Raw genomic sequence first — 22,822 nt, 5'->3', positions numbered from 1 at the left:
CGCGACGAGAGCCCCACGCCACGCGTGGGGCTCTCGTGCTTCCCGAAGGTGGGTCGGGGGTCACACCCGCGCTTGTCCACAGGCCTCCGCAGCCGCCAGGCGCAGCGGATAGGCTGGGCGGATGACGCGAGCCGAGCAGCCGGCGGTCGTGACCGCCCCGGCGAACCCCACCTACGACGAAGCCCTAGCCGCGGATTCCCGCGAGCGTGCGGTGCGCGCACTGCTGCGCACCCCCCGGCTGCGCCGCCTGTGGAGCGCCCAGTTGGTGAGCGGCATCGGTGATGCCCTCGCCCTGCTGGTGCTGGTTCTGCTGGCCCTTCAGGCGGCGGCCACCGAAGGGGCCTTCGGCGGCGGATACCGCGGTGCGGCCCTCGCCGTCGCCGCCGTCTTCGGCGTCCGGATCCTCGCCACGCTGCTCTTCGGCGCGGTCCTGCTCGGCCCGCTGGCCGGTCTCCTCGGCGCCGGCGGCAAGCTGGACCGCCGCTGGACGATGATCGGAGCCGACGGGGTCCGCCTCGGGCTCTTCGTCGTCGCCCCGCTGTGGCTCGACTGGATCCCGGCCCACGCGCTCACCGCGCTGCTGGCCACCGTCTTCGTGGCCGGTGCCGCCGAACGGCTGTGGACGCTGGCCAAGGAGAGCGCGGCGCCCGCCCTGCTGCCCGAGCCGCCGCCGGAGGGGGCCACCGTACGGCCGCTCCCGGACCACATGGACGCCCTGCGGCGCCTGACCCTGCGTACGGCCTTCGCGGCGCTGCCCGTCGCGGCGGCCGCCCTGCTCGCCGCGACCCTCGTCGGCAAGGCCCTCGGCCTCGGCGTGGACTGGTTCGCCGCGAACCAGGCCGCCCTCGGCTCGTACGTGGCCGCCGGCCTCTTCGCCGCTTCGGTCTCGCTGCTGCTCCCGCTGGTGCTGCCCACCGGGGCGACCCCGCGGCCGCGTTCCCCGCTGGAGGGCCTGCGCGCCCCCAAGGCGGGCGACCGGCCGGACAAGGGCCGTACCGGCGCCGTCCCGCTGCTGGTCCTGAGCTGCGCCGCGGTCGCCGGAGCGGTGTCCTGCGCCGTCGCCGTGGCCGTCCTGCACGCCTTCGACCTGGGCGGCGGCCCGGCCGCCTTCGCACTGTTCGTCCTCGCCCTCGTCGGCGGCACCGCCGTCGGCATCCGGGCCACCCAGGCCGGCAAGGTGCTGCCCGGCCTGTCCCGGCGCCGGCTGCTGGCCCTCGCCATAGCGGTGGCCGGCCTCGCGCTGCTGCTGAGCGGCCTCGTCCCGGACACGGCGACGGTGCTGTTCCTCTCGCTCCTCGCCGGCACCGCGGCGGGCGTCGCGGCCAACACCGGCCACACCCTGCTGGACCAGGAGACCGAGGAGTTCCGCCGGGCGCGGGTCACCGAGCACCTCCAGGCGGTCGTACGGGTGGCCGTGGCCGTCGGCGCCGTCGCCGCGCCCGTCCTGGCCGCATTGATCGGCCCGCACCGGCTCACCGGAGCCGAGATCGTCTTCTCGCACGGCGGGGCCGCCTTCACCCTGATGTTCGTCGGCGCGCTGCTGCTGCCCGTCGCCGTGGTCGTGCTCACCAAGGCCGACGACCGGCGCGGTGTGCCGCTGCGGCGGGACCTGCGCGACGCGCTGCGCGGTGGGGAGCCCGTACAGGCCCCGGCCGCCACCGGATTCTTCATCGCGCTGGAAGGCGGCGACGGAGCCGGCAAGTCCACCCAGGTCCACGCGCTGGCCGAGTGGATACGGGGCAAGGGGCACGAGGTCGTCGTGACCCGGGAGCCGGGCGCCACGCCCGTCGGCAAGCGGCTCCGCTCGATCCTGCTCGACGTGTCCTCGGCGGGACTGTCGAACCGCGCCGAGGCGCTGCTGTACGCGGCCGACCGCGCCGAGCACGTGGACACGGTGGTGCGTCCGGCGCTGGAGCGCGGCGCGATTGTCATCTCGGACCGCTACATCGACTCCTCGGTGGCCTACCAGGGCGCCGGCCGCGACCTGTCCCCGACGGAGATCGCCCGGATCTCGCGCTGGGCGACCAGCGGGCTCGTACCGCATCTGACCGTGCTGCTCGACGTGTCGCCGGAGGCGGCGCGGGAGCGGTTCACGGAGGCGCCGGACCGGCTGGAGTCGGAGCCGGCGGAGTTCCACCAGCGGGTGCGGTCCGGCTTCCTGACCCTCGCCGCGGCCGACCCCGGCCGCTACCTGGTGGTCGACGCCGGGCAGGACCCCGACTCGGTGACCACCGTCGTACGGCACCGCCTGGACCGGATGCTCCCGCTCTCCGAGGCGGAGGTGGCCGCGCAGGCGGAGGCTCGGCGCCTCGCCGAGGAGGAGGCGCGGCGCAAGGCCGAGGAAGAGGCGGCCCGCAAGGCGGAAGAGGAGCGGCTGCGGGCCGAGGAGGAAGCGCGCAGGGCCCGTGAGGCCGAGGAGGCCCGGATCGAGGCCGAGGCCGAGGCCGCCCGCAAGGCGGAGGAGGAGCGGCTGCGGGCCGAGGAGGAGGCCCGGGCGCGGGCCGAGGCCGAGCGGCTGCGCGTGGAGGCCGAGGCGAAGGCGCGTGCGGCGGAGGCCGAGCGGCTGCGCAAGCAGGCCGAGGAGGAGGCCCGGCTGCGGGCCGAGGCCGAGGAGCGGCGGCTGGAGAAGCAGCGGCGGGCCGAGGAGGCCCTGCTGAAGGCCGAGGAGGCGCGCCGGCTGGTGGAGGCCTCGGCGGCCGAGGCCGCGGCGAAGGCGGCGGCTGCCGCTGCCGCCGCGGAGGCCCAGGCCGCTGCCGCGGCTCAGGCGTCGGCTCCGGCCCCGTCGGCTCCGGCGACCGGTCCCGCCGCTTCGGCACCCAGGATCGACATGACGAAGGAGCCGCACCCGGACGACGCGGTGACGATCGAGACCCCGGTGGTCAAGAGGGTCGTCCGGCCGGACGACGTCACCCAGACCGTCCCGGTGCCGAAGGTCGACCCGGCGTCGGCGGCATCGGCCGTGGACGAGACCGCGGTGCTGCCGCCGGTGCGTCCGGCCGACGAGACGGCGGTGCTGCCGCCCGTACGCCCGGACGCCCCGCAGGGCTCCGGCGCGGGCAGCGGCTCCGGCAACCGCCCGGGCAGCGCCAGCGCCAGCGGCAGCGGCTCCGGCAGCGGTGGCCAGGCCCGGTCCGCCACGCGGCCGACGGCCCGGCGCCCCGAGGAGGACCCGGCCGACCGGGTGCCGTCGGGCATCTTCCGGGACGCGAGCAACGACCGGACGAGGGAACTGCCGGTCGTCGACGACGACGGCCGACCGCGCCGTCCCCGCCCGGACTGGGCGGAGGAGACCCCGCTCGACGACCTGCCGACGCTGGCGGACGAGCTGCTGGGCCGCCACCGCGACGACGAGGACGACGAGGGCGAAGGCGGAGCGCGCCGCCGCCGCTGACGGCGGCCGTACGGGATTGTCGGTGGGGCCCGACACAATGGGTGCACGGAGAGTGAGAGGTGGTGGGCGGGATGTCCGTATGGGACGACCTGGTGGGCCAGGAGCGGATCCAGACGCAGCTGGCCGCCGCCGCTCGCGATGCCGATGCGCAGGTCACGGCCGTCACGGACGGGACCGCGCCGCCCGCCGCGTCGAAGATGACCCACGCCTGGCTCTTCACGGGACCGCCGGGATCCGGGCGGGTCACCGCCGCCCGGGCCTTCGCCGCGGCTCTGCAGTGCACCAGCCCGGACCGCGCTCTCGGCGGTGAGCCGGGCTGCGGGTTCTGCGACGGCTGCCACACCACGATGGTCGGCACCCACGCGGACGTCTCCAGCATCGCGGCGGTCGGCAGCCAGATCCTCGTCGACGACATGCGGGACACCGTCCGCAAGTCCTACACGTCCCCCGCGACGGGCCGTTGGCAGATCATCCTGGTCGAGGACGCCGAGCGGCTGAACGAGAAGTCCGCCAACGCGGTCCTCAAGGCCGTCGAGGAGCCCGCGCCCCGGACGGTGTGGATGCTGTGCTCGCCCTCCCTGGAGGACGTGCTGCCCACCATCCGCTCCCGTTGCCGCCACCTCAGCCTCAGCACACCGTCGGTCGCGGCCGTCGCCGACATGCTCGTGCGGCGCGACGGCGTCGAGCCGTCGGCGGCCCTGGCCGCCGCCAGGGCCACGCAGGGGCACGTCGACCGCGCCCGCCGGCTGGCCACCGACGAGGCGGCCCGGGAGCGCCGGGCGACGGTCCTGAAGCTCCCGCTCCGGGTGGACGACGTCGGAGCCTGCCTCAAGGCCGCCCAGGAGCTGGTGGACGCCGCCGCCGAGGACGCCAAGCAGATGGCCGAAGAGGTCGACACCAAGGAGACCGAGGAGCTCCGCACCGCCCTGGGCGCCGCCGCCGGGACGGGCGGGCGGATGCCGCGCGGTACGGCGGGCGTCATGAAGGAACTGGAGGACAAGCAGAAGCGGCGCCGGACCAGGACCCAGCGCGACAGCCTCGACCTGGCCCTCACCGACCTGACCGGTTTCTACCGCGACGTCCTGGCCCTCCAGCTCGGCTCGGCCCTCGCCATCGCCAACGAGGACATACGGCAGGACCTGGAGCGCATCGCGAAGGCCTCCGGGCCGGAGCGGACCCTGCGCCGGATCGAGGCGATCATCGCCTGCCGCGACGCCCTCGACCGCAACGTCGCGCCGCTCCTCGCGGTGGAGGCGATGACGATGTCGCTGCGCGCGGGCTGACTACGCGGAGCGGGGTCCGCCAGCGGCCCGCAGGCTCACCCGTAAGGGCGAACCGGCCGCCGGGCCCGCACCCGCCCCGGAGCGGGCCCGGTCCGGGCGGTGCCCGGCGGGCGCCACGGAAGGCCCGGATCCGGCCCGGGTCCGTACCGGGTCCGTCCGGAGCAGAGGGTCCGCCCGGGCCCGCCGGCAGGACGTAGGCTCCGAGGATGGACACCAGTCGCGCGCTGCGTACCACCGGAACCGTGATCGCAGCGGCCGGGCTGCTGCTCTCCGGGTGCACCTCGGGCGGGTCGGAGGCGCTCCGGACCGCCGCGTCCGCGAGAGGGGAGGCCGGGGGCACGGCCTCGGTGCCGCCGTCTCCCGACGCCGGTGCGATGCGCCCGTACTACGCGCAGAAGCTGACCTGGCGCGACTGCGGTGTCCCCGGGTTCCAGTGCTCCACGATGAAGGCCCCGCTGGACTACGCGAACCCGGGCGTCGGCGGGGACGTGGACATCGCGGTGGCCCGCCGGGTGGCGACGGGCCCCGGCAAACGGCTCGGCTCGCTCGTGGTCAACCCGGGAGGCCCCGGCGGCTCCGGCATCGGCTACCTCCAGGCGTACGCGGGCATCGGGTATCCCGCCCCGGTGCGCGCCCGGTACGACATGGTCTCCTTCGACCCGCGCGGCGTGCAGCGCAGCAGTCCCGTCGAGTGCCTGACCGGCCCGGAGATGGACAAGTACACCCAGGTGGACCAGACGCCGGACGACGCGGCCGAGCGGGCCCGCCTGGTGGCCGCCTTCAAGGAGTTCGCGGCGGGCTGCGAGGCCCGCTCGAAGCGGGTCCTGCCGCACGTCTCCACCGTGGATGCCGCCCGCGACATGGACCTGCTGCGCGCCGTGCTCGGCGACCAGAAGCTGAACTACGTCGGGGCCTCCTACGGCACCCTGCTGGGGGCGACGTACGCGAACCTCTTCCCGGACCGGGTCGGCCGGCTGGTCCTGGACGGTGCGATGGACCCCGAGCGCGAGGCGCTCGACCTCAACCGGGACCAGACCGAGGGCTTCGAGACGGCCTTCACCTCCTTCGCCAAGGACTGCGCGAAGCAGCCCGACTGCCCGCTGGGCAAGGGCAGCCCCGAGGAGGTGGCCGCCCGTCTGAAGGACTTCTTCCGCAAGCTCGACGCGCAGCCCGTGCCCAGCGGCGACGACAAGCGCCCGCTCGGCGAGGCGCTCGCGACGACCGGGGTGATCGCGGCGCTCTACGACGAGAACGCCTGGCCCCAGCTGCGCGAGGCGCTGACCTCGGCCATGAACGGCGACGGGGCGGGCCTGCTGGGCCTGGCCGACAGCTACTACGAGCGCGGGGCGGACGGGAAGTACGCCAACCTGATGTTCGCGAACGCCGCCGTCAACTGCCTCGACCAGCCTGCCGCCTTCAACGGCCCGGACGCGGTCGACGCGGCCCTCCCCTCCTTCCAGAAGGCCTCCCCGGTCTTCGGCGCGGGCCTGGCCTGGGCGGCGTTGAACTGCGGGTACTGGCCGGTGAAGCCCACGGGCAAGGCGGGTCCGCTGACCGCGAAGGGCGCCGCGCCGATCGTGGTGGTCGGCACCACCCGCGACCCGGCGACCCCCTACAAGTGGGCGCAGTCCCTGGCCGGCCAGCTCGAGTCGGGCACCCTCCTCACCTACGACGGCGACGGCCACACGGCCTACGGCCGCGGCAGCGACTGCATCGACACCGCGATCAACCGCTACCTGCTGGAGGGCAAGCCCCCGGCGGACGGCAAGAAGTGCTGACCCGCCGGCCGGCCGCGCAATCCGTTGCCCGCTCCCGGCCGGACGCGATGAAGATAGGCCCATGAGCAGAATGGCGCAGGTCCTGGTGCTGGCACGGTACGAGGACGACGACTGCTTCGGCCTGTGGATGTTCCGGGACGGGGCACTGGTGGAGGTGGACATCCCGGGTACGCAGAGGTTCCACCCGCCGGCCCCTCCGACCCAGGAGTACGCGCCGAGCCCCGGCTCGCTGTGGCGCACGGACGCCGGGCACACGTGGCTGCCGGAGCAGACTGCGGAGCACCTGAGGGACCCGCGCCCGGCCTGGTAGCACCGGGCCCGTCCGGCCGGGTCCGTGACCTGCGCCTCACCCTCGAAGAACGTGGTTCAGTGCACCCGCCGCGACCCTGTAGACTTGGCGCCGCTGCTGATGAGAGCACCTCTTCGAGGGAATACTTGTCTGACCAGCGGTGCCGCCTTAGCTCAGTTGGCCAGAGCAACGCACTCGTAATGCGTAGGTCTCGGGTTCGAATCCCGAAGGCGGCTCGGATCAGCCCCAGGACTCACTCGCCGTGACCTGGGGCTTTTTCATGCCCTTTACCTGGGTGGTCAGTGCTCGATCCCGGAGGGCTTCGGCGTGATCCGGGGGGTTGCGGGCTCGCTCACTCCGTGGCCGGTGAGGACGCTGCGGGGCGCGCGGATGACGCCGTGGCCCAGGTTCACACCGGGTATGAAGGCACTCATGTGCTCCTTCCGCTTCGTCTCGGCGGTGGTCGGGTTCAGTTCCTTGTAGGAGTTGGCCGTCGACAGCCGGTCGACGATCGACGCATGGGCCTCCTTCTGGTCCTCGGGGACGTCGATGGCGTGCAGCTTCATGGCGAATTCCTCGGGGGACCTCCCGGGGTCGTCGTCCCCCATCCGCAGTTGGCAGCGGATGGGGGGATGGGCCATGAATGCGTTGATGTCGGGCGGAAGGTGCGCGTGCTGAGGCAACGGCGTCGCGAACTTGATGCCCTCCTTGCCGACGTCGGCGTTCTTAAGGAGCGCCGGCATCTCGGTCTTGCCGAGGACTGAGCCCGCGGTGATGTCGGCGGCGAACCCGATCACGAGTCCTTCGGTTGCGGTGGCGTATCGGTCCGAGAGGGTGTCCCAGGCGGCACCGTGCGTGGCGTCCAGCTTCTCCGGATCGAAGTCGAAGTGCTGGGCGAGCGCATCCACCACGAATTCGTTGCTGAGGAAGTAGCCGTTGAGTCGGTGCCCGGCGGGGGTGTCCTCCAGCACCTGCAGGCCGCGCGACTGGCCACATGCCTTGGCCAGAAAGCGGTTGGGCACGGGTGTGTCCACGCCCTCGAGCTGGGACTCGTAGGACCAGAAGGCGCGATGGGGGCCGCGGTCCTCGTTGGTGACCGACTCCTGGGCCGAAAGGCTCTCGATGAAGTCCAGAAGACCCGGCTTGGGCCCTTCCGCCTCCGGATCGAGTGTCGACAGGTAGTCGCCGTACAGCCTGCGGGCTATCGCGGCCCCGGCCTGCTGGTCACGTGGTTCCGCCGCGGCATGTTCCTGCTGGAGGGCAAAGGCCCGGGCTATTTCTGCCGGGGTCGGGGGAGCGTCGGGCCTCACGGGTTCCTCCGTGAGCCTTCAGGGGCGTTCACGGTCAGCCGGATCCGCGAACCACCGGGCGTGTCGGCGGTCCACGCCGTGAAGGACACCGACTGCACCAGCACGATGAAGGCCTGGCCCGGGTGGTCGCCGACCGGCTGCCAGTACGCCATGCGGTAGGGCGTGCGGGTTTCGAGGCGGTATGCGCGGTTCTCCCAGAACCCCGGTTCCGGCGGTTCCGGGAAGTCCGGTGCGTCCCAGGCGCCGTTCCAGACCGCAGGCCCCAGCACGCTTTCGGCTGCCTTGAGGAACTCGGGCCACTCGTCGGCCGAGCGGACCAGGAGGCCGGGGTTCTCGGACGCGTCGTCCGCGTTGAGGTGCCACGCCCAGTGGGTCAGGCGGCGTACGGGATGCCAGTTGCCGCCTGCTTCGAAGGTCCACCTGCCGCCGGCCCTGCTGTGCACCACCAGGTTGCGGTCGGCCGTCTGCGGCTCCCAGCCGTAGCGCTCGCACCACGTGCGGCATTCCGGAGAGCCGCCCTGCGGCGGACCCGCCCAAACGGATGCCCAGTCCACCCCCCGCAGGTACTCCAGTTCGGCGGCCAGGTCCCGGGCTGTGCGGCCCGATGTCTCCGTCAGCATCGTCTCAAGCTCCTCGCCCGGTGTACGTGCGGGCATCATGACATGCCGTCAGTACAGGGCGATCCCCGGTCTCAGCAGGCAGACGACCACCGCGCACCTGAGGTCCCGGGTTCGAATCCTGAAGGCGGGTCACCTGGAAACCCCAGGTCGGATTCTTCCGGCCCGGGGTTTCCTCGTTCTGGGTTCGGGGTGGGGCGTCGGGCGGTGTGCGGCGTCGGTATCCGCCGCACACCGCCCGACGCGGATCAGTGCCCGGCGGTGCCGAGGAGGGCCTTGGCGGCCTGCTGGACGCCGGGGGCGCGCAGGAAGGTGTAGTGGTCGCCGGGTACGCGGACGGTGCGGGTGTCCGTGCCGAGGAGGGCGGTCCACTGGGCCGACAGGTCCGGGGACTGCTCGGCCGAGACGACCACGACGGGGGCCGCGACGGGCTCCGGGCGGTGCCCGCCGATCAGCGTGATGTGCGCCTTGAACACCTGGAACCTGCGGTTGATGTCCTCCTGGACCTCCTCGGCGTCACCCGAGCCGCCGGTCAGCTTCTCGCCGAACCAGCGCAGCTGTTCGGCCACCGGGGTGGTCACCGGGTCGGGCAGTTCGCCCGCGTCGGGGCCGAGGGCCCGGGCGCCGTCCAGGACGAACTGGGCGGCGAAGGCCTGCTCGCTCACACCGGAGACGTCGTCCGCGGAGAAGGGCGTGTCCAGCAGGCCGACCAGGGCGACCTGCGCACCCGACGCCTCCAGGCGGCGGGCGACCTGGAGGGCGAGCAGGCCGCCCATCGACCAGCCGGCCAGGCGGTACGGGCCCGACGGCTGGGCCTCGCGGACGGCCGCGGTGTACGCGTCGGCCATCTCCTCCAGGTCCTGCCGCGGCTCGCTGCCGGCCTTCAGGCCCGCGGCCTGCACGCCGAGCACCCGGTAGCGGTCCTGGAGTTCCTGCATCAGGCCGAAGTACGGGTAGACGGTGCCGCCGACGGCGTGGATGAGGAACAGCGGGTCGCCGTCGGTCCTCTCCGACAGCGGCACGATGGTGTCCGAGCCCGAGGGCGCGGCGGCGAGGGCCGGTGCGGCGGCTTCGGCGGTCTCGTCGAGGCCCTCCAGGTCGTCCAGCGGGGCGTCCTCCAGGCCGTGCTTGGCGACCAGGGTCGCGGCGAGCCTGGCGGGCGTGGGGGCGAGGAAGATCGCGGTCACGTCCGTGTCGACCCCGAGGTCCTTGCGCAGGCGGGTGATGACCTGCATCGCCTGCAGGGAGTTGCCGCCCATCTCGAAGAAGTTGTCCTCGATGCCCACCCGCTGCAGCTTGAGGATGTCGGAGACGATGTCGGCGAGGACCGTCTCCAGGATGGTGCGCGGGGCGACGTAGTCACCCGCGTCCCCGGCGCCGTCCGGCTCGGGCAGGGCGGTGCGGTCGACCTTGCCGTTCGCGTTGAGCGGGAAGGTGTCGAGGATGATCAGGTGGGCGGGGACCATGAACGCGGGCAGCGCCTCGCCCAGGTGGGCGCGGAGGTCGGCGGTGGTGACGGCCGGCGCGTCGGGGTTGGTCCGCGCGTAGCCGATGAGGTTCTTCTGGCCGGCCTGGTCCTCGCCGACGATGATGATGGCCTGGGCGACGGAGGGGTGGGCGGCGAGTACGGCCTCGATCTCGCCGAGCTCCACCCGCAGGCCGCGGATCTTGACCTGGTGGTCGAGGCGGCCGAGGTACTGGAGGTTGCCGTCCGGCAGGCGGCGGGCCAGGTCGCCCGTCTTGTACATGCGGGCGTCCGCAACCTCGCTGAACGGGTCCGTGACGAAGCGCTCGGCGGTCAGCTCCGGCCGTCCCAGGTAGCCGCGGGTGACGCTGGCCCCGCCGATGTGGAGTTCGCCCGCGACGCCGACCGGTACCGGGTTGAGGTGCTTGTCCAGCACGTAGGCCGTGTAGTTCGTCAGGGGCAGGCCGATCGGCGGCGGGTCGATGCCGTCGTCCTGGCACCGGGCCATGGTCGAGCCGACCGTGGTCTCGGTCGGGCCGTAGCCGTTGATGAAGCGCATGCCGGGGCGCGCCCAGTTGCGGACCAGCTCCGAGGAGAAGGCCTCGCCGCCGGCGATGACCACGCGCAGGCTGGGGAACTGCTCCTCGGCCAGCAGGTTCAGCACGGCCGGCGGCAGGCACATGAAGGTGATGCCCTCACCGCGGATCAGGTCGGCCAGCCGCGGCGGGGAGAGCAGGGTCTGCGTGCTGCCGAGGATCAGGGTGGAGCCGGACAGCAGCGCGCCGAAGATGTCCAGGACGGACACGTCGAAGTTGAGCGAGGCGAACTGCAGGATCCGGTCGCCCGGGCCGAGCGGCCAGAACTCGATCTCGGCGTAGCAGAAGTTGACGGCGTTGCGGTGCTCGACGACCACGCCCTTGGGCCGGCCGGTGGAGCCCGAGGTGTAGATGACGTAGGCGACGTCCGACGGGCTCGCGAGGGCCTCGACGGGGCTGTCGTCCAGCGCGGCGAGTTCGTTCCAGGACCGGTCCAGGTCCAGGACGGTGACATCCTCGGTCGGCACCGCGGACGCGCTGGCCTCGTCCGTGAGGACGACGCTCATCTTCGCGTCCTCGACCATGAAGGCGAGGCGGTCGGCCGGGTACTCCGGGTCCAGCGGCACGTAGCCGCCGCCGGCCTTCAGGATGCCCATCAGGCCGACGATGCGGCGCACCGTGCGCTGCATGCTGACGCCGACGAGCGACTCCGGGCCGACGCCGAGCTCGCGCAGCCGCCGGGCGACCTGGTTGGCATGGGCGTCGAGCTGGGCGTAGGTCAGGCCCTCGCCGTCGAGTTCGACGGCCATGACGTCGGGGTGCGCCGCGACCTTGGCCTCGAAGGCCTGGTGCAGGTTCCAGTCGGGGAAGTCGGCCTTGTCGCTGTTCCAGGTGACGAGTTCCTGGTGGAGTTCCGCCTCGGTCATGATCGGCAGCTGCGAGATGCGGGCTTCGGGGTCGTTCACGACGCCGTCGAGCAGCGTCTCGAAGTGGCCCAGCAGGCGCTGCGCGGTGGCCGCGTCGTACAGGGCGGTGGCGTAGCTGAGGTGTAGCCCCAGCCGGCCGCTGCTCTCGACGGCGGAGACGAGCAGGTCGAACTTGGCCGCCTCGGCGGGGAGTTCCTCGGAGGCCCAGGTCATGCCGCCCGGGCGGAGGTCGCGCTTCTGGTCGTCGGAGAGCATGAAGCCGACCTGGAAGACGGGGGAGCGCGAGGGGTCGCGGGGGGCCTTGGCCGCCTCCACGATCTTCGCGAAGGGCAGGTCCTGGTGTCCGAAGGCGCCCAGGCTGGCGGCCTTGGTGCGCTCCAGCACCTCGCGGAACGTCGGGTCGCCGGACAGGTCGACGCGGACCGGCAGGGTGTTGATCAGGTAGCCGATCACCGGCTGCAGTTCGGGGCGGCTGCGGTTGGCGCTGACGGTGCCGACCACGATGTCGTCCTGGCCGCTGTAGCGGTGGAGCAGGACGTGGTAGGCGGCCATCAGGGTCATGAACAGGGTCGCGCCCTCGTCCCGGCCCAGGGTGGTGAGCCGAGTCAGGATCTTGTCGCCGAGGTCCCTGGACTCCGTAGTGCCCTGGTAGGTCTGGACGAGGGGGCGGGGCCGGTCGGTCGGCAGCTGGAGGACGGGTGCGCCCTGGAGGTTCTCGCTCCAGTAGTCGGTCAGCTCCTTCAGCGTGTCGCCCTGCAGCCGGTCGCGCTCCCAGACGGCGAAGTCGGCGAACTGGACGGCCAGCTCGGGCAGCTGTGCGGCCGTACCGGCGACGGCGCCGGCGTACGACTCGGACAGCTCCGCCAGCAGCACGGGGAACGAGGAGCCGTCGAAGACGGTGTGGTGGACGGTTATCAGCAGGACGTGGTCCTCATCGGCCAGCTGCTGCAGGTGCGCGCGGAACAGGGGGCCGCGCTCCAGCTCGAACGGGCGGGCCGTCTCCTCCTGGGCCGCCGCCCGCCAGTGCTGCTCGATGTCGTCGGCGGCGACGGAGCGCTGGTCCAGGAAGGCCAGCTCGACCGGGGCGGCCGGGTCGACCACCTGGACGGGCGCGCCGTCCACGGTGACGAGGCGGGTGCGCAGGGCTTCGTGGCGGGCGACGAGGGAGTCCAGTGCGGAGCCGAGGGCCGGGCGGTCGAGGGCGCCGGTCATGCGGACGGCGCCGGCGATGGTGTAGGTGGATTCCCCGGGAGCCAGCTGGTCGATGAACCAGAGCTGCTCCTGGCCGTACGAGAGCGGCAGGTCCCGCAGCGCGGGCGAGCGGCGGGGGATCGACGAGATCGGGGGGGCCGTGCGACGCAGCCTGGCGGTCAGCGCGGCCCGCTGGGAATCGGTCAACATGACTGGTTGGTCCTTCTTTCGAGCAGTGGATGAGGCGGCGTCGGATGCACGGTCACGACTTGGCCGCGCGTGACTTAGGCAACGGTTTCGGGCTGGTCCGCTTCGACGGGACCCTGTGGCATCTCGCGCAGCCGGTACACGGGCGAGAAGACGATCCACACGGCCGGCAGCGCGATGCCCGCGACGCCGACGGCGAGGGCGGCGCGCAGCCCGAACAGGGAGGCGAGCGAGCCGGCCAGCAGGGCGCCGAGCGGGATCGTGCCGTACAGGATGAGGCGGTAGCTGGCGTTCATCCGCCCCAGCAGGCGGGCCGGTGTCACGGTCTGGCGCAGGGTCAGCGAGTTGACGTTGAAGACGGCCAGGTGGAAGCCGTGCACGGCGAGCGTCGTGCCCAGGATCGTCAGGGAGACGGGGCCGGTGTCGCCGGGCACGAGCAGCACCAGGGGGGACAGGCAGGCCAGCAGGGTGACCAGGCGCAGCGCCGGGCCGAAGCCCATGCGCTTGCTGATCCGCCCGGAGAACGTCGCGCCCAGCAGCGCGCCGACCGAGCCGGCGCCGACGACGAGTCCGAGCTGGAACGGGGTCATTCCCAGCGTCCTCACGGCGTAGACCAGGAAGACCGTCGTCATGACGTTCTCGAACAGGTTGAACACGGCCGACTGCGTCGCCAGGTGGCGCAGGATCCGGCTGCCGACGACGGTGCGAAGGCCCTCGACGATGTCGGCACGGACCGACTTCGGCTCGGCGGGCCGCTCCGGTTCGGCCTCCGGGCGGCGGATCCACCACAGGGCCACGGCCGAGGCCAGGTAGGTGGTGGCGCCCACGGTCAGCGCGACGGGCGCGGTCAGCGCGCCGACCAGGAAGCCGGCCAGCCCGGGGCCGGCGATGCCGGCCACCGAGTAGCTGGCCGTCATCTTGCTGTTCGCGTCCGCCAGGTCGTCCTTGTCGACGAGCCCTGGGATGTAGGAGAGGATCCCCACATCGAAGAGGACCGTCGCCACGCCGGCCATGAACCCGACGACGTAGAGCCACGGGAGCGAGAGCACGCCGAGCAGGTGGGCGAGCGGCAGGGCACCGATCAGCAGCACCCGGACCGCGTCCGAGGCGATCAGGGTCGGCTTTCTGCGCCGCCGGTCGAACCAGACTCCGGCCAGCAGGGTCACCAGTACGTACGGTGCGAACCTGGCGACGTTGAGCAGGCCGATCTGGAACGCGCTGGCGTTCAGGGTGATGACCGCCGCCAGCGGCAGCGCGATGTCGGTCACCTGCGAGCCGACGAGGGAGACCGTCTGCCCGCTCCAGAGTTTGACGAAGTCCCGGTTGGCGAGGACGCCGCGCCGTCCCGCGGTGTCCTCGCGCTCCTGCGTGGTGGTCATGCTCTCGCCCCTCTCAGTTGGCCAGTCCCGCGCCGACGGGCTGCGGGGCGGCAGCGTCGGTGTGCAGGTTGAAGGCGCGGTGCAGGACCCGGGCGGCCTCGTCGACCGCACCGGAGGCGACGTGGCAGGAGACCCGGCTGGGCGTGCTGGTGACCAGCACCGGTCTGATGCCCGTGCGCTCCAGGGACTCCAGGATCTGCAGCGTGACCTCGGACCGGTTGCCGCAGGCGTCCCCGGCCACGCTCACGCTGCCGAGCTCCTCGTCGTGGACCCTGACGGTGGCGCCGATGTCGCCGAGGGCGGCGATGACCGCCTGCGGTTCGGCGCCGGGCGAGGTGAACCGGAGCTCGCCCGGGCTGCCGATGATGGATCCGACCGGCAGGCCGTGTCCGGCGAGCGCCGCCGAGACCTGTGCCGGAGTCAGGCTGTCCACCTGGTAGAGCGGGTCGTGCCGACGGTGGGCGACGCCGATGATCCTGGCCGTCTCGAACATGTCGTTCTCCTCCCTGGCTTCTGTGATCCATGTCCCCGGCTCGCCGGTGAACGAGGACCGGACGTGGATGGCGACGCCGTGCGCCGCCGCGAGCTCCACCGCGCGCGGCTGCATCACCTGGGCACCCGCCTCGGCCAGTTGGAGCATGTCCTCGTGGCCGAGCCGTTCCAGGCGCCTCGCGTCGGGGACCACCCGGGGATCGGCGGTGAAGACCCCCGGGACGTCGGTCCAGATGTCGCACTCGGACAGTCCGAGCGCCGCCGCCACCGCGATCGCCGAGGCGTCCGAGCCGCCGCGGCCCAGCGTCGTCACGTCACCGTCGTCGGTGACGCCCTGGTAGCCGGTGACCAGGACGATCAGTCCCTGCTCCAGGGCCGCCACGATCCGGGCCGGGTCGATCGACTGCATACGGGCGTTGCCGTGCGCGGTGTCGGTCCGCACTCCGGCCTGGCGGCCGTTGAGCGAGACGGCGCGCTCGCCGAGCTCGTGCACGGCGATCGCGGCGAGCGCGCACGACATGGATTCGCCGACGGCGAGGAGCGCGTCGAGCTCCCGGGCGTCGGGCTGTGCCGTGAGGATGTTCGCCATTTCCAGCAGGTCGTCGGTCGTGTCCGACATCGCGGACAGGACCGCGACGACGTCCGCCCCCGCCCGCCTGGCCTCGACCAGCCGCTGGGCGACCCGGCGCAGCCGGTCCATGTCGCCCACCGAGGAGCCGCCGAACTTCCATACGACCGGCCGCAGTGCGCGCCCGGCCGGGTGTGTTGTGGACACAGGTCCCCCCTGCCCTCTAGCGAGCGGCCGACTGGTCGCCGACCAGTCGGACCCAGCTCGCGAAGAACGCCAGGCTGTGGCTGCGCCACAGCCGCAGCGGCTGGTCGAGGTCCACGCCCACCGGTGCCCTGACCCCGGCCACCTGCTGGTCCACGTCCCTGCGGTACTCCTCCGCCAGGCGCGACCCGTAGTACTCGGGGTGCCCGGTGTGCATGAGGACGGAGTGGTCGTAGGACTCGGCGATCACGGTGCCCGCGCCCTCGGCCCGGGCCAGTGCGCGGACCGTGGTGCTGGCGTCCAGGGCCTTGTCGTCGAAGCCGGCGAAGCGGCTGTGCGTCGACCAGAAGCGGTCGTCGAGGGACGAGGCGACGGGGCCGTCCTGCGCCAGCAGCTCGGTCTCGTACATGCCGGAGATCTTGGCGCTGTAGATGTCCTTGGGCAGGCCGTAGATCAGGTTGCCCACGCCCATCGCACCCCAGCACAGGCCCAGCAGCGGAGAGCCCTGGGCGTGGACGTCCTGAACCATCTCGTTCAGCTCGTCCATGAACCGCACTTCCTCGAAGGGAAGGTGCTCCACCGCGGCACCGCTGACGATCAGGCCGTCCAGCGGTGCGTCCGCGGTGGCTTCCTTGTAGGTGCGGTAGGTCGCGGCGATGCGGGCCGGGTCGTCCAGGTTGTAGCGGCGGGAGGAGATGCGTATCCACTGCAGCTCGAACGGTCCCGACAGGGCCAGCTGCGGCAGCAGCCAGTTCTCGTACTGCTCCGCGTTCGGCATCAGGTTGACGATGCCGATCCGCGGCGGCCGGCCGGTTCCCCCGGAGACGAGCGTGCTCATCGGACCGCCTCCGCGGCGAGTTCCGCCTCCAGCGCGGCGAGCGCGTCGCGCAGGATCGCCACGGCGTCGTCGGCGATCTCATGGGTGATGTTCAGCGCCGGCAGCAGTCGTACGACGCTGTCGCCGCGGCCACCGAGCTCGACGATCAGTCCGCGGCTCAGCGCCTCCTGCTGGAACCGGGCCGCGACCTTGGTCGCGTCGACGGTCGCGGTGCCGGCCATCTCCATGCCGAGCATCAGGCCCAGGCCGCGCACGTCGGAGACGAGCGGGCTGTCGCCGAGCCGCTTCAGCTCGCCGAGCAGGTACTCGCCGATGACGCGGACGTGCGGGAGCAGCTCCTCGCGCTCGACGACGTCCAGGAAGGCGTTGGCGCTGGCGAAGGCGAGGTTGTTGCCGCGGAAGGTGCCGATGTGGCTGCCCGGCGACCAGGTGTCCAGGTGCTTGCGGTAGAGGATGGCAGCGACCGGAAGCCCCATGCCGGACAGGCCCTTGGAGGCCACGACGACGTCCGGGGTGATGTCGTACTGCTCGAAGGCGAACCAGGTGCCGGTGCGGCCGCAGCCGGTCTGGACCTCGTCGACGATCAGCGGGATGCCGAGCTCGCGGGCGGTGTCCGCGACCCGGTGGACGAACTCGCGGCGGGCCGGGATGGCCCCGCCCTCGCCCTGGACCAGCTCCATGATGATCGCGGCCGGCAGCTGCACCCCGCCGTGGGTGTCGGTCAGCGTGTTGACCAGGACCTCGGCGCAGTTGGTGTTGCAGTTCCCCGGGGAGAGGCTGATCGGGCAGCGGTGGCAGTAGGAGTACGGAGTGAAGTGGATGCCCGGCAGCAGGTTCTGCAGGCCGGTCTTCGGCGCGTGCTCCGAGGTCAGGGACATGGCCCCCTGGGTGGAGCCGTGGTAGGCGCCCTGGAAGACGACGACCTGCCCGCGGCCGGTCGCCTTCTTGCACAGCTTGATCGCGGCCTCGACGGCGTCGGAGCCGGTGGGGCCGCAGAAGTGCATCTTGACGTCGTCGCGCATGTGCTCGGGCAGCATCGCGATCTGACGGCGCTTGAACTCGTCGCGCACCGGCGTCGGGAAGTCGAGGCCGTGCGTCAGCTTCGGCAGCTGCTCCGTCACGGCGGCGACCAGCTCGGGGTGGTTGTGGCCCAGGGCGAGGACGCCGGCGCCCGACAGGAAGTCGATGTACCGGCGGCCGTCGAGGTCGGTGATGTACGAACCGGACGCCTCGGCGATCGCGACCGGGATCCGGCGCGGGTAGGTGCGGGCGTTGGACTCGGTGGCGGCCTGGCTGTCGAGGAGCACGCGGCCGTTGGGGCCGGGCCGGGCGAGGTCGACCGCCGGTTTCGGCGAGGTCGTATCAAGGGTCTGCATGATCGTCTCTCTCAGATCTCGGAGCCGGCCGCCTGGGCGGCGACGAGGTCGGCAGTTCCCTGCTCGGCGACCAGGCGCCGCTCAAGGCTTTCGACGATGGCCTGGGAGCGCAGCGCCAGCAGGCTGAAGGAGCCCGCGTCGCCGAGCCCGTGCGTGGACTCGCACAGCCCGTTGACGAAGATCGGCGGCACCTCGCGCTCGAAGGCCGGGTGCGGGACCACGCCGTAGTCGTAGCCGACGGACAGGGGCTGGTCGTCGGTCACGCCGAGCACGTCCGCCAGGTCCTTGAGCAGCGGCGGGAGCTGCTCGGTGCGGCCGGTGATCCCCAGGTCCAGGTAACCGGTGGCCAGGACCACGCGGTCGGCGTGGATCCGCTCGCGCTCGCCGGTGATGTGCTCGGTGACGTCCAGCGCCACGCCCTCGGCGGTGCGCTCCACGGACTCGATGCGGCGGTTGGTGGCCAGCCGGATCCGCTCGCGGCCGTCGAGCTCGTCCTCGTACATGCGCATGTAGAGGGCGCTGACCACGTCGGCGTCGGCGGCCGAGTAGTTGGTGGGCCGCAGCTGGTCGCGCAGCCGCTTCTTGCCCTCCTCGGTGGCGTGGAAGTAGTACTCGACGAACTCCGGGAAGTAGACCTCCTCGGAGAACGGGCTGGTGTCCTTGAGCCGGTAGCCGAAGCCGGTCATCACGTTGACGATGCGGGCGGCGGGGAAGCGCGCGATCAGGTCGAGCACCACCTCGACCGCGCTCTGGCTGGCGCCGACCACGGCGAGCGTGCCGTCGAAGTCCCGCTCCAGGTCGGCAATGTTGGGCAGGAACTGGGAGGTGTGGAAGAGGTGCGGGGCAGGTACGTCGCCGAAGACGGCGGGAACGTTCGGGGTACGGCCCGGGGCCACCACGACGGAGCGCCCGTGGTAGGTCGTGCCGTCGGCGACGGTGACCTCGACCAGGGGGCCGTCGGCGGAGGTGTCCATCTTTATGCCGGTGACCTCGCGGCCGTAGTCCACGTCGGCCTGGACGGTCTCGGCGACCCACTGGACGTAGCGCGCGTACTCCTTGCGCAGCGGATAGTGGGACGGCAGGTTCAGGTGTTTGAAGAGGCGGCCCTGCTCGTGCAGGAAGTTGGTGAAGGTGTAGCGGCTGCGCGGGTTGCGCGGCGTCACCAGGTCGCGCAGCGGATTGTTCTGGATGTCAGAGCCGTCCAGGAGCATGGCGCGCTGCCAGTAGGGGCCGGGCTCGCGCTCCAGGAACTTCACCCGGGCACCCGGCCACAGCTCCTCGAACGCAACGGCGACGGCGACGTTCGCGGGTCCGTACCCCACACAGAGGACGTCATATGCATCGTGCACGCTGAATCTCCAAAGTTGAGTTGCACAGGCATGCCGACGGCATGCCGGCTGATTCACGGACGGGAGACCGCCTGCACATCCGCGCAAGCGCCGTCGGAGTACGGCCCGGCCGCATGACGGCCGGCGAAGAACGCGCCGTCGCTGTGGGGCCCCGCTGCGTGCGGGACCGCCCACTGGGCGGCGTCCGGGCCGGTGAGGTCGCTTGCCGACGCGGGGCCGGCGATGCCCCCGGCCGGTTTTTCGGTGTCCGCATTTCTGGTCATTTGAACTGCAGCTTCCGTAGCCGTCCGAGATGTAATGAGCTTTTCACTCACCGCTACCGGTTGCCTTCCGCCAGGCTTCCGACCGTGCGGTATCGTCCAGAAGCGCAGGTCATCAGGTGGGGGTGGGAGTCCCGTGTCCGCATCGGCGGAACCGGGATCAAGAGGGGGCTGCGTGACATTCGAGTTCCGTGTTCTTGGGCCGATCACGGCATGGCGCGACGGACTCGCAGTCAGGCTCAACGGGCGCAAGACGAGATCGGTGCTGGCGGCGCTGCTGCTCCGCTCCGAACACGTCGTCCCGGTGGAACGACTCGTTGCGATCCTGTGGGGGGAATCGCCGCCGCCGACCGCTGTGGCCCAAGTCCAGAAGTGCGTGTCCCAGCTCCGCGGCGAGTTCGGGCCGGAGCTGATCATCCGGTCGGGCAACGGCTACCGCCTCCAGCTCGGCGACCACCGGTTCGACCTGCTGACGTTCGACCAGGCCGTCGCGGACGCGAGAGCCGCGCTCGGGCAGGACCGTCAACTCGACGCGGTGGAGGCGTACTGCGCCGGCCTCGCCCAGTGGCGGGGGGAGCCACTGGCCGACGGTACGGAGGAGCTGATCCGGACCGAGTCGCCGGCGCTGGAGGAGCGCCGGATAGGCGTCGTCATGGAGCGGATCGAGGCGGAGCTCGCCCTGGGCCGCCACGGCGAACTCGTCAGCGAGCTCAAGGCGCTCGTCGGGGAGCAGCCGCTGCGGGAACGGCTGCGCGGCCAGCTGATGCTGGCCCTCTACCGCTGCGGCCGGGTGGCCGACGCACTCGCGGTCTACCAGGCCGGGCGCACCCTGATCGCCGAGGAGCTCGGCCTGGAACCGGGGGGCGAGCTCCAACGGCTCCACGAGGCGATCCTGGTCGGCGGCCCCGGCCTCGATCTGCCCCGCAAGGCTCCCGCCGCCGACGAGAGACCCGAGCGGGTCTGGTCCCCCATCGCCCAGGTCGTACCGGCCCAGCTCCCGCCGTCGATAGCCGACTTCACCGGCCGGTCCGACCAGGTCGGCCGGATCCGCGAGACGCTGACGACGGGCGACAAGGAGTCCCTGGCGCTCGTCGCCGTCTCGGGCAAGGGCGGGGTCGGCAAATCCACCCTCGCGGTGCAGGCCGCGCGCCGCGTGGCCGAGCAGTTCCCCGACGGGCAGCTGTACATACGCCTGCGCACCGCGGACGCCCGGCCGTTGGCCCCTCTGGTGGCGCTCAAGCGCTTCCTGCGCGCGCTCGGCGTGGGGGAGGAGGGCATACCGGACGACCTGGAGGAGTGCAGCGAACTCTTCCGCAGCCGCACCGCCTCCTCCCGCATGCTCATCCTGCTCGACGACGCCGTCAGCGAGGCGCAGGTCAGACCGCTCCTCCCCGGCTCGCCCGGCTGCGTCGTACTGATCACCAGCCGGCCCCGGCTCACCGGACTGGAATCCGCCACCCACGTCGACCTCGACGTGTTCAACGCGGAGGAGTCCGGAGCCCTGATCGAACGGATCGCGGGCAAGCACCGCCTCGTCGGCGACGAGGCCACCACGGCGGAGGTCGCCCGGCTGTGCGGCTACCTGCCCCTGGCCGTGCGGATCGCGGCCGCGCGCCTCGCCCAGCACTCCCAGGGCGGCATCACCCGCTTCGCCCGCCGCCTCGCCGACGAGCGGCGGCGACTGGACGTGCTGGTCTCCGGCGACCTGGAGGTGCGGGCCACGCTCGCGACCGGCTACCAGGAGCTGGAGCCGCTGGAGCGCGAGGCGTTCTGCCTGCTGGGGCTCATCGACACACCGGACTTCGCGTCGTGGTTACTCGCCCCGTTGCTCCGCATCACCATCGACGAGGCCGAGGACCTGATCGAGGAACTCGTCAGTACCCAGCTCCTCGACGTCGTCGGATGCGACGCCGCCGGGCAGACCCGGTACCGCTACCACAACCTGGTCCGCCTCTACGCCAAGGAGCGCGCCCAGGCCGAGTACTCGCCCGCGCAGTGCCGGGAAGCGCTCTCCAGGGTGCTGGACGGGTGGCTCACCCTGTCCACCACGGCGGCGCAGCGCATCACCGGCGCGCGGTCCCGGCCGTGGCCGGCCGCCCAGCAGGGCGCGACGAACCGCTACGACGGCTTCGACCGCTCCGACGTCGACTACATCGTCGAGGACCCCTACCTCTGGTTCGAGGCCGAGCGCCCGGCACTGGCGTCCGCGGTCGCGATGGCCTGCTCGAACGGATTCGGCCGGATCGCCTGGGAACTGGCCGACAGCACGACCGACTTCCTGGAGCTGCGCCACCTCTACGACGACTGGGAGGCCGGCCACCGGCTGGCCCTGGAGGCGGCCGAAGCCGACGGCGACAGCATCGGTGTCGGCGTCATGTCCCTGCGGCTGGCCGGTCTGCGCTGCATCCGCAGGGACCCCGACGCCGGCCTGGCACTCGCCGACCGGGCGGGCGCCGTCTTCGAGGAGCTGGGCCTGGGCGCCCTGGAGAGCGAGTGCCGGGTGATCCGGGCCGGGGCGCTGCGGGCGCTGGGCCGGCTGGGACCGGCCCTCACCGAGGTGACGCGGGCCGCCGAGTCCGCGCTGGCCTCCTCCAGCGGGCTCGCGCAGGCGCTGGCCGCCCGCGAACTGGGCACGATCCGCTACGAACAGAGGCGCTGGGAGCTGTCGTCGGCCGCCTTCCAGGAGGCGGTCCGGCTCAGCCGGCTGGCCGGCAACCGGCGCGAGGAAGCCCTCGCGCTGCGGCACTGGGCCGTCGTACTGCGCCACCGCGGGGAGCTGCAGGAGGCGAGGGAGAAGGCGGAGACGGCCCTCGCCGCGTTCCACGAGCTGGGGGACCGCCCGTACGAGGCGTTCAGCGGCCTCACCCTGGGCCTCAGCCTGCTGGAGCTGCGCGACCCGTCCGCCCGGCGGTTCATCGAGGAGGGGCACGCCGTCCTGCGGGACATGAACCTGGAGTTCGGCATGGGCGAGCTCTTCTACGTGCTCGCCTCCCTGGAACTCGCCGACGGCCACATCGACCGGGCCGTCGACCGGCTGGCCCAGTCCATCCGGTGGCTGGGCGCGGAGCCCGTCCACCATGTGCTGCTCTCCGCCGTCGAGCTGCTCTGCCAGGCACTGGACGTCGGGGACCAGGCGGCGGGCCGGGTCCTGCGCATGGAACTCGCCGAGCTGTCCGCCTGCGTCGGCACCCCCGCACCCGCCCACCGCCTCGAGTCGATCCTCGCCCAGGTTGCACGCAGAGTGACCGGAAGGAATCCGGTAGTGACCCTGCCTAGAGTTCCGGTTCTGCAACCGATCCACTGACCACGGAAACGGACGGCGATCCATCGTGAAGAAGACCACCATCCACGTCGACCCACGCG

General features: G+C 72.3%; 13 protein-coding genes and 1 tRNA gene. 6 read left to right on the top strand and 8 right to left on the bottom strand.

Annotated elements, in window-relative coordinates:
• Nucleotides 1–121 precede the first annotated feature (121 nt).
• The 5 genes from tmk to E6U81_RS16535 all read left to right on the top strand — a co-directional run bounded on the left by tmk (nucleotide 122) and on the right by E6U81_RS16535 (nucleotide 6,977).
• Entirely contained in the window at nucleotides 122–3,391 is a 3,270-nt protein-coding gene (tmk, locus tag E6U81_RS16555) for a dTMP kinase (RefSeq protein WP_136230852.1), read from the top strand.
• Nucleotides 3,392–3,462: 71 nt separating this feature from the next.
• Nucleotides 3,463–4,674 (top strand): DNA polymerase III subunit delta', encoded by a 1,212-nt coding sequence (locus E6U81_RS16550; protein WP_136230851.1) that lies wholly within the window; start codon nucleotides 3,463–3,465, stop codon nucleotides 4,672–4,674.
• Between the two features lie 206 nt (nucleotides 4,675–4,880).
• A complete protein-coding gene (locus tag E6U81_RS16545; protein ID WP_136230850.1) occupies nucleotides 4,881–6,452 on the top strand; it encodes an alpha/beta hydrolase in 1,572 nt (523 codons plus the stop codon).
• A 61-nt stretch (nucleotides 6,453–6,513) separates the two neighbouring features.
• Nucleotides 6,514–6,762 carry a hypothetical protein gene (locus E6U81_RS16540; RefSeq protein WP_136230849.1) on the top strand — a complete coding sequence of 83 codons (249 nt, stop codon included), beginning with the start codon at nucleotides 6,514–6,516 and terminating at the stop codon, nucleotides 6,760–6,762.
• A 141-nt stretch (nucleotides 6,763–6,903) separates the two neighbouring features.
• Nucleotides 6,904–6,977: transfer RNA gene (locus E6U81_RS16535), tRNA-Thr, on the top strand.
• Between the two features lie 63 nt (nucleotides 6,978–7,040).
• On the opposite strand, the gene E6U81_RS16530 is transcribed toward E6U81_RS16535, so the two are convergent.
• The 8 genes from E6U81_RS16530 to E6U81_RS16495 form a co-directional block, all read right to left on the bottom strand.
• Complete coding sequence (locus E6U81_RS16530; protein ID WP_136230848.1) at nucleotides 7,041–8,051, bottom strand: hypothetical protein; 1,011 nt, start codon at nucleotides 8,049–8,051, stop codon at nucleotides 7,041–7,043.
• Complete coding sequence (locus E6U81_RS16525; protein WP_136230847.1) at nucleotides 8,048–8,671, bottom strand: hypothetical protein; 624 nt, start codon at nucleotides 8,669–8,671, stop codon at nucleotides 8,048–8,050. The genes E6U81_RS16530 and E6U81_RS16525 overlap by 4 nt, the downstream gene beginning before the upstream one ends.
• A 245-nt stretch (nucleotides 8,672–8,916) precedes the next feature.
• Nucleotides 8,917–12,996 carry a non-ribosomal peptide synthetase gene (locus E6U81_RS16520; RefSeq protein WP_136230846.1) on the bottom strand — a complete coding sequence of 1,360 codons (4,080 nt, stop codon included), beginning with the start codon at nucleotides 12,994–12,996 and terminating at the stop codon, nucleotides 8,917–8,919.
• 74 nt (nucleotides 12,997–13,070) lie between these two features.
• Complete coding sequence (locus E6U81_RS16515) at nucleotides 13,071–14,372, bottom strand: MFS transporter (RefSeq protein WP_136230845.1); 1,302 nt, start codon at nucleotides 14,370–14,372, stop codon at nucleotides 13,071–13,073.
• A gap of 13 nt (nucleotides 14,373–14,385) precedes the next feature.
• Entirely contained in the window at nucleotides 14,386–15,639 is a 1,254-nt protein-coding gene (locus tag E6U81_RS16510) for an aspartate kinase (RefSeq protein ID WP_136230844.1), read from the bottom strand.
• 16 nt (nucleotides 15,640–15,655) lie between these two features.
• Nucleotides 15,656–16,474 (bottom strand): homoserine O-succinyltransferase, encoded by an 819-nt coding sequence (locus tag E6U81_RS16505; protein WP_136230843.1) that lies wholly within the window; start codon nucleotides 16,472–16,474, stop codon nucleotides 15,656–15,658.
• Entirely contained in the window at nucleotides 16,471–17,850 is a 1,380-nt protein-coding gene (locus tag E6U81_RS16500) for a diaminobutyrate--2-oxoglutarate transaminase family protein (RefSeq protein WP_136230842.1), read from the bottom strand. The genes E6U81_RS16505 and E6U81_RS16500 overlap by 4 nt, the downstream gene beginning before the upstream one ends.
• An 11-nt stretch (nucleotides 17,851–17,861) precedes the next feature.
• Nucleotides 17,862–19,199, bottom strand: a complete 1,338-nt coding sequence (locus E6U81_RS16495) for a SidA/IucD/PvdA family monooxygenase (protein WP_136230841.1) — start codon at nucleotides 19,197–19,199, stop codon at nucleotides 17,862–17,864.
• 435 nt (nucleotides 19,200–19,634) lie between these two features.
• On the opposite strand from E6U81_RS16495, the gene E6U81_RS16490 reads away from it, so the two are divergent.
• On the top strand, nucleotides 19,635–22,763 hold the full coding sequence (locus tag E6U81_RS16490) for a BTAD domain-containing putative transcriptional regulator (RefSeq protein ID WP_168714645.1): 3,129 nt from the start codon (nucleotides 19,635–19,637) through the stop codon (nucleotides 22,761–22,763).
• The last annotated feature ends 59 nt before the right edge of the window (nucleotides 22,764–22,822 follow it).

It is taken from the genome of Streptomyces sp. A0592 (assembly GCF_004795115.1).
GTDB lineage: Bacteria > Actinomycetota > Actinomycetes > Streptomycetales > Streptomycetaceae > Streptomyces > Streptomyces erythrochromogenes.
This window is presented reverse-complemented; position numbering and strand designations above follow the sequence as displayed.

Excerpts from the sequence above, each read along its gene's own strand:
- E6U81_RS16515 (WP_136230845.1), bottom strand. The coding sequence starts at position 14,372 with ATGACCACCACGCAGGAGCGCGAGGACACCGCGGGACGGCGCGGCGTC.
- E6U81_RS16545 (WP_136230850.1), top strand. The coding sequence starts at position 4,881 with ATGGACACCAGTCGCGCGCTGCGTACCACCGGAACCGTGATCGCAGCG.
- E6U81_RS16525 (WP_136230847.1), bottom strand. The coding sequence starts at position 8,671 with ATGCTGACGGAGACATCGGGCCGCACAGCCCGGGACCTGGCCGCCGAA.
- E6U81_RS16550 (WP_136230851.1), top strand. The coding sequence starts at position 3,463 with ATGTCCGTATGGGACGACCTGGTGGGCCAGGAGCGGATCCAGACGCAG.
- E6U81_RS16540 (WP_136230849.1), top strand. The coding sequence starts at position 6,514 with ATGAGCAGAATGGCGCAGGTCCTGGTGCTGGCACGGTACGAGGACGAC.
- E6U81_RS16500 (WP_136230842.1), bottom strand. The coding sequence starts at position 17,850 with ATGCAGACCCTTGATACGACCTCGCCGAAACCGGCGGTCGACCTCGCC.
- E6U81_RS16505 (WP_136230843.1), bottom strand. The coding sequence starts at position 16,474 with ATGAGCACGCTCGTCTCCGGGGGAACCGGCCGGCCGCCGCGGATCGGC.
- E6U81_RS16520 (WP_136230846.1), bottom strand. The coding sequence starts at position 12,996 with ATGTTGACCGATTCCCAGCGGGCCGCGCTGACCGCCAGGCTGCGTCGC.
- tmk (WP_136230852.1), top strand. The coding sequence starts at position 122 with ATGACGCGAGCCGAGCAGCCGGCGGTCGTGACCGCCCCGGCGAACCCC.